This window comes from Kyrpidia sp., assembly GCF_023512215.1.
Lineage (GTDB): Bacteria > Bacillota > Bacilli > Kyrpidiales > Kyrpidiaceae > Kyrpidia > Kyrpidia spormannii.
Genome location: NZ_JAILZZ010000083.1, coordinates 1 through 6,239, shown reverse-complemented (window position 1 = coordinate 6,239; position 6,239 = coordinate 1). Strand labels below are relative to the sequence as shown.

Below are 6,239 nucleotides of genomic sequence, written 5' to 3'. Positions count from 1 at the left end.
AAGCCGGGAACGAGCTTTCGGCGGCTTTGGCGGAGGTGTGACGAGGGGGCAACCCCTCCTCTTTTTTCTCCTGCTCCCCATAACTGAGGCAGTTCCCGAAATTCAACCCACTCCGTATGTTTCCCCATTGCTATGCGTACACTATGTACAGAACGTACATAAGCATGGTGGAATGGGGGCTGGAGGGGAATGCTGATGAACGCTGTCCTGAACGCAACGGATGTCCGGAAGGACTGGGGTCATTTCATCGACACCGTGGTTCGTGTCCGGCCGCAGTTTGTAAAGCGCAACCGTGACAAGTTCGCGGCCGTTTCCCTTGAGCATTTGCGGTTTTTGCTGTCCGGATACCGTTTCAAGGTGGAGTACCAGCAGGAGGACGACGGTACGTTCACGGGCACCCTAGACGTGTTTGGCATCGCGGCCAACGCGCCGACGGTGGAGGAACTGAAACGGGAGCTGGCGAAGGAAGCCGTCGAGTACGCGAACGAGTACATGGAGGAATTCCAGTTGTATTTTAACGCCCCGAACCGGAAACACCATGCGGCCTATGTCCTGAACGTTCTCATCCAGGATGACCTGGAGGGTGTGGTGGGGCTGCTGGATGCCTAGCTGGAAAGACCTCAAGCGGTTCTGCGAGAACGACGGGTGGGAGCTGTACAAGGAAACGGATAGCTACTACTACCGAAAATTTATGCCCGATGGGACGATTAAGCGGATGAAAGTGTCGAAGGGAACAGGGGAGATCAAGGGCCATTTGTGGCAAACGATCCTGAAGAAGCAGTTGCAGGTGAGCCAAGAATATTTCAACAGCAAAAACTGAGCGGTTCTTGGGGAGGGTAGGGGCCCTCCCTCTTTTTTCCCCGGCTCCAGGGTGTAGTGAGGGAGGATCGCTCTAACGGAACAGAGCCTCTCTTAGAGGGGCTCCCTGTCTGGTGCGGTCCCTTTGTAAGCGTAAAATGGCGCACACATAGCTGCCGCCCCTGTTTTGCGAGATGATGCTCCCAGAACCTAATCAGGGAGGGAGTCACATGACGAAGGCGGAGTTGGCAGAACTTCGTGAGCTGTGGCGCACCCGCGTGGCCGATTTCCGGGCCAGCGGGCAAACCGGGGCCGAATGGTGTGCCGCTCACCAGATTAAAGAACATCAGCTTTGGTATTGGGTGAGCAGGTTTAAGACGGAGGTGTCAAGACGGAGGTGTCAAGACGGAGGTGTCAAGACACCCATGCCGTTTGCGGCACCACGGTCTATGAAAATGGGGTGTAGTGGTTTATGATGATACCGGGTGGCCGCACGGAGCTCGCCTGGTGCCTTGAGCCCGATGTCAAGACGGAGTGGGCAACCTTGAGTACCACGGTTTGTCGCTATCCCCTGGAGAAGCACGCACGGTAGAATTCGATTGAGATCGGTTGCCACGCGGCTGCCACTTTCTTCAGGAGGTGTGCCTGATGCAGGTGGTCCACGAATGCTGTTGCGGGCTGGATGTCCACAAAAAGACAGTGGTCGCCTGTGTAATTACACCGAAGGTCAAAGAAATTCGGACGTTCGGCACCATGACTAAGGATTTGTTAGAAATGTCCGACTGGATCATGAACCATGGGTGTACTCATGTGGCCATGGAAAGTACAGGGGTCTATTGGAAACCGATCTACAATCTGCTCGAGGATCAAGGGTTTGAAATCTTGGTGGTCAATGCCCAACACATCAAGCAGGTTCCTGGGCGAAAAACAGATGTTCGCGATGCAGAATGGATTGCCGACTTGCTGCGGCACGGGCTGCTTCGGGGAAGTTATATTCCGGATCGAGCACAACGCGAGCTTCGTGAGCTGCTGCGATATCGTAAATCCTTGGTTCGGGAACGGTCCAATGAAGTCAACCGCCTGCAAAAGGTGTTGGAGGGAGCCAACATTAAGCTGGCTTCAGTGGCCAGTAATGTCATGGGGGTCACAGGGCGGGCGATCCTGAACGAACTGGTTGCTGTTGGCCAAGTCGACGAAAAATCGCTTGAGAAATTAGCAAGAGGACGGCTGCGCCAGAAGACCAAGGAACTGGAACAGGCCCTTAAGGGGTTTATGCGTCCGCACCAACGGAAATTGATAGCCATGCAACTGCGCCATATCGATGAGTTGGACGAGTTAATTGAGGAGGTCAGCCGAGAGATTGAGGAGCGGATGAGCCCTTTTGAGGAGGACCTTCGGAGGCTGGAAACAATACCAGGGGTCGGGAAAAGGACGGCGGAACTGATTTTGGCGGAAATTGGCACGGATCTGACTCGGTTTCCGAGTGCGGCTCATCTTGCGTTATGGGCAGGCCTGTGTCCAGGCAACAATGAAAGTGCGGGCAAACGACATAGTGGAAAGACGCGTAAAGGGAATCCATGGTTACGAGAAGCCTTGGTGGAAGCTGCCCGCGCCACCTCGAGAACCAAGAATACCTATCTGGCCGCGAAATATCATCGTATCGCCGCCCGCCGAGGGTCAAAACGCGCAGCTGTTGCCATTGCCCATTGGATACTCGTGATCATCTACCACCTTCTGACGAAGAAAACAGTATACCAAGACTTGGGGCCAAACTATCAGGAGCGAAAGAATCGTGAGGCCGTGATTCGTCGGTATAAGAAAAAACTTGAGAACCTTGGTCTCAAGATCACCATACAGGAAGCATCCTGATATTTCCAGACATTTTTTGAAGGATAGTGATGGGGCTTTTTTGTGCCATTTTCACGGTAGGCGGAAAAACGGCCTTGACAGGCTCGCCTTGGCAATCGAGTATGTGAACTCAGATCAGTGTCATAGCAAAAGGCATCATCGCATGATTGGCATTTGACAAATGTACAGCACGGAGAAGCCGGTAGATCTTTCCTCCATTCGGGCAGCGACCCAGTATACGAGCTTAACTGGCCTCCACCCTTTCGATAGGCCGTACGAGGGACTGCTGAGGGCATCGACCCTGTGAGACATGAGAGGGTAAACCACGAAAGTGTTTGGTGGAGATCCGAGGGGTGTACCATAATTTAGGAGACGGTCAGGTACCGTCTACTTTGATGCACCCTCAAAGAGCCAAAACCGCTCTCATGAACGATTGAGCAGTCTGAGTACAATAGGTCAAATGCGAAATCGTGCGATTGAGTGAGAAAAACGGAGAAAACACTGCTTTTCTTGAGAGAGGAGGGTCCGTCTAATTACACTATATTATGATCGTATGATCACATTTTTGGAGGAGATTGTCCAATTCAATTTTGGTTTAGGTACAAGGTAGCTCGCTGGGAAGTTCGTTGCACAGTTCGCCGCACAGCTTGCCAACAAGGTCACTTAGAGGGTTGATTGGGAAGTTTCCCGAGAGTTATTCGGAAATCTTTACGGACATTATTACGTAGAACAGTATGGAAAGATCCAAAGGGCTGCCCGAGTATAGGATCGGGGGAAGATAATGGGGCCAGTTTCCAGTGAGGCAGGTGCCCGAGAAGGTTCTTGGGAGGGATGAGCGATTAACGATCGGTCTGGTGCTGCTGGCCGTCTTGTTGATCATCATGACTTACATTTTCTTGAAGGGTGTGCCGGGACGGCGATCCCGTGCTCCTCTTTATCACCGCCTTAAACAACAACTACTTCTCCCTGGATCTGACCCAGCCGTGGTGACAACGGAATCGTTCAACTACACGAAGGCCGCCAGCACAACCAACGACGATGTCTTGGCGGTAATCCGAGGACGATTCACATTTATAGTTTAAGTCTCTTTGCTATAACTTCAAAATATTCATTATTATGGATTTTGCTTAAATCCCGAAGACCTTGAATCCCAAATTTAGCCAGAAGTCCGTGGAAGTTTTTCCCCATTTCCGTTGATTTGTCCGGCAGATTCATACGCTGGGCCAAGGTTCGATGGAACACTCTTACGCTTAATAAGGCTTTCGGACGCCAGGATATGGGCAATTTAAGGAGGTAAAAATAACTCAGCAAAAGGAAGTCGTCCTCGTATCCTTGCTTTCCCGGTAAGAATTGTAAGTCATAGCCGCCGATCTGATGTAAAGTCTCGCAACGATGTAGTACCGGATGTACAAATCCTTCAACCACACATTCTGTAGTCAATGTATTCAAGAGCGGAAGAATGTCTTTCCGAGTAGCACCAATTGGAAGGGCAATTTGTTGTTTCCCCTTGGCTTCCGGGTGTAATTCTCCAAACCCAGTAATGATTCCCGGGCTGACAAACGGCTCTTCGGGGTGCTGTTCCAAGAATTCAACCAATTTTTCAGTCCAGTTTTGTGGAAATAACATGTCCATGTGAATCTCCGTGATGTACTTGGTTTCCGGTAGATTATCCCAAATGTATTCAAAGCACTTTTGCCTGGCGATGGGAATCCCATCGTTGATTCCTCGACCAAGGACAACACTTTGAATTGGGTAACGACTTAGCCATCGTACTACTTGATCATTTGTTAGCAGTCCTTGATTGTAGACGACGAGAAAAGGGGGAGTGGAAGAATCAGTTAAGGTGATCAAGCAATTGTCGACCATCTCGAGATCTCCTTCATGAAGGACGAAGAAAGGAATAGTGTGCACAACCTCCGGCATCGAGAACTGTCTCCTCTCTCATTCGGGAATTTGACAATTGAATGATTAGGCTTTTCCGATACAAGCCAGCAGATAACCGGGAAACTTTTGTTTTTCGGTTTCTGGTAGGGAACTATACCATTGGCGCAGATACTGTTTGATCGTTGGGGTCCCCGGGATAAAATCCAAGAAACACAATGAATCCAGGAAACCAACGTCAAATTCTGAAACAAATTTAAGACCGGCGGCCAAGAAAGTGTCCCGTAACGACTCCGTTGGAATCTCCTGTCCATAAGGCCACAGGCCATATTCTTCCGCAAATGCCTTGCCAACGCGGTAGGGAAGACAGTGAGCGTACGGTACGAGAACCAATACAGTCCCTCCGGGACGAGTTACTCTTTTCATCTCCTGAAGGATCTGTAACTGTTCGGTTTCAGAAAAGTGTTCCAGTACTCCCGCGTTCCATGTGACATCCTGAGTCCCGCTGGGTAATGGCATATATCTAATATCCGCAAGGACGAAATGACCCGAAAGATTGTTTGCCCGGAATGCCCGTTTGCTTTGCTCAAGCGCGTTATTAGAATAATCGACTAATGTCACCTCAGCGTTGTCTTTGGCTAACCGAAGGGATATTTTCCCCGTTCCCGAACCAGCTTCCAATATTCTTTGTTTGTCCATCTTCCCAATCGTTCGACAAAGCACTTCATAGATAGTTTGGCTCAGTGAGTCCCATTCATAAGAAATTTCTTTTTCCCACAGTCGATCCCATACTTCTTTTTGTGGATCCGTCATTTCATTTCATGCCTCCCGATCGGAATGAAAATTACAGGCCAGAAAGGCCTGCACCCGCTGATACACCTCGGCGTGGTTATTCAGGTGATGGTCGGTCAGAGCGTCTATTGACCATTAAACACGATGGTGATTGTGGTGGGGCGCCCGGGAGTCGTCGAGCGAAACACAATCCGGGCATATCGAAGAAACAATCGCGGCACCAGAGCCACGGCGGACTGGGGGATGAGGTCGGTGAACAGGCTGTCCGTAAGAAACGTCCCCTGATCAGGGCTCACCTGTAAGGCCACCGTGGCCGGGTTGGTGCCGGAGTTAATCACCACAAAGGTATAGATTTCTAGGCCGGCCAATTCGATAAAATTTGATCCTTGCAGATTGTCTGTGGTGGTGTAGGTCTCGATCGATTGGTGAAACATGGCAGAACCTCGTTTTCTTCATGGGAATCTGCTTCCCACTGTATGCGTCCTCGCGTGTCAATGACCGGGTGTTTCGGCCATGGCCATTCGCAGACGAACTCTAAGCTTGATTCATTCCGGTGACTCCCCTGACATTCACACAGGGCAGGCGCATATTTTCACGCCCTTGGATCCATGTCCAAACCGTCGGGAATGCGCATCCGTATCCTTTCTAGCAGTGACGGCAATAACACCGCCGAGCCATCACTTCGGAAAGGATGAATGGATTTGCCGAATTTCGCCGTTTTCAACACCAATCCCGACGATCTGCGAGCGCTCATTTTCGGTCAGGACAGCACCAGCACCAGCCGGATTCTGGCCACCGACACTTCCGGTAACCTGACCACCATCGCCTTGGGCGGGACCATTTCCAGCGTCTTGGGGACCACGGTCACCGCCGGTACCCTGACCAATTTGCTGAACGGCACCATCTCCAGCGTCCTCGGT

The 6,239-nt window shown here is 51.0% G+C and carries 7 protein-coding genes and 1 pseudogene; 5 read left to right on the top strand and 3 right to left on the bottom strand.

Features of this window, described 5'->3' with window-relative positions:
• Positions 1 to 195: 195 nt before the first annotated feature.
• From K6T64_RS15910 to K6T64_RS15900, 4 genes are all read left to right on the top strand, one after another.
• Complete coding sequence (locus K6T64_RS15910; RefSeq protein WP_288011044.1) at positions 196 to 609, top strand: hypothetical protein; 414 nt, start codon at positions 196 to 198, stop codon at positions 607 to 609.
• On the top strand, positions 602 to 820 hold the full coding sequence (locus tag K6T64_RS15905) for a type II toxin-antitoxin system HicA family toxin (protein ID WP_288011042.1): 219 nt from the start codon (positions 602 to 604) through the stop codon (positions 818 to 820). Before K6T64_RS15910 ends, K6T64_RS15905 begins: the two co-directional genes overlap by 8 nt.
• Before the next feature lie 172 nt (positions 821 to 992).
• Positions 993 to 1,274, top strand: coding sequence for an IS66 family insertion sequence element accessory protein TnpA (gene tnpA / locus K6T64_RS17060; protein ID WP_483306158.1), 282 nt, complete (start codon positions 993 to 995; stop codon positions 1,272 to 1,274).
• Positions 1,275 to 1,446: 172 nt separating this feature from the next.
• The gene (locus tag K6T64_RS15900; RefSeq protein WP_288011041.1) at positions 1,447 to 2,667 is read left to right on the top strand and encodes an IS110 family RNA-guided transposase; all 1,221 of its coding nucleotides are present in this window, start codon (positions 1,447 to 1,449) and stop codon (positions 2,665 to 2,667) included.
• A 1,050-nt stretch (positions 2,668 to 3,717) separates the two neighbouring features.
• On the opposite strand, the gene K6T64_RS15895 is transcribed toward K6T64_RS15900, so the two are convergent.
• From K6T64_RS15895 to K6T64_RS15885, 3 genes are all read right to left on the bottom strand, one after another.
• Positions 3,718 to 4,569, bottom strand: coding sequence for a hypothetical protein (locus K6T64_RS15895; RefSeq protein WP_288011040.1), 852 nt, complete (start codon positions 4,567 to 4,569; stop codon positions 3,718 to 3,720).
• Between the two features lie 45 nt (positions 4,570 to 4,614).
• The gene (locus K6T64_RS15890) at positions 4,615 to 5,340 is read right to left on the bottom strand and encodes a class I SAM-dependent methyltransferase (RefSeq protein ID WP_288011039.1); all 726 of its coding nucleotides are present in this window, start codon (positions 5,338 to 5,340) and stop codon (positions 4,615 to 4,617) included.
• Between the two features lie 104 nt (positions 5,341 to 5,444).
• On the bottom strand, positions 5,445 to 5,753 hold the full coding sequence (locus K6T64_RS15885) for a DUF6385 domain-containing protein (protein WP_288011038.1): 309 nt from the start codon (positions 5,751 to 5,753) through the stop codon (positions 5,445 to 5,447).
• A 261-nt stretch (positions 5,754 to 6,014) separates the two neighbouring features.
• Here K6T64_RS15885 and K6T64_RS15880 point away from each other — a divergent pair.
• Positions 6,015 to 6,239, top strand: a pseudogene (locus K6T64_RS15880) (DUF6385 domain-containing protein); the annotation flags it as partial.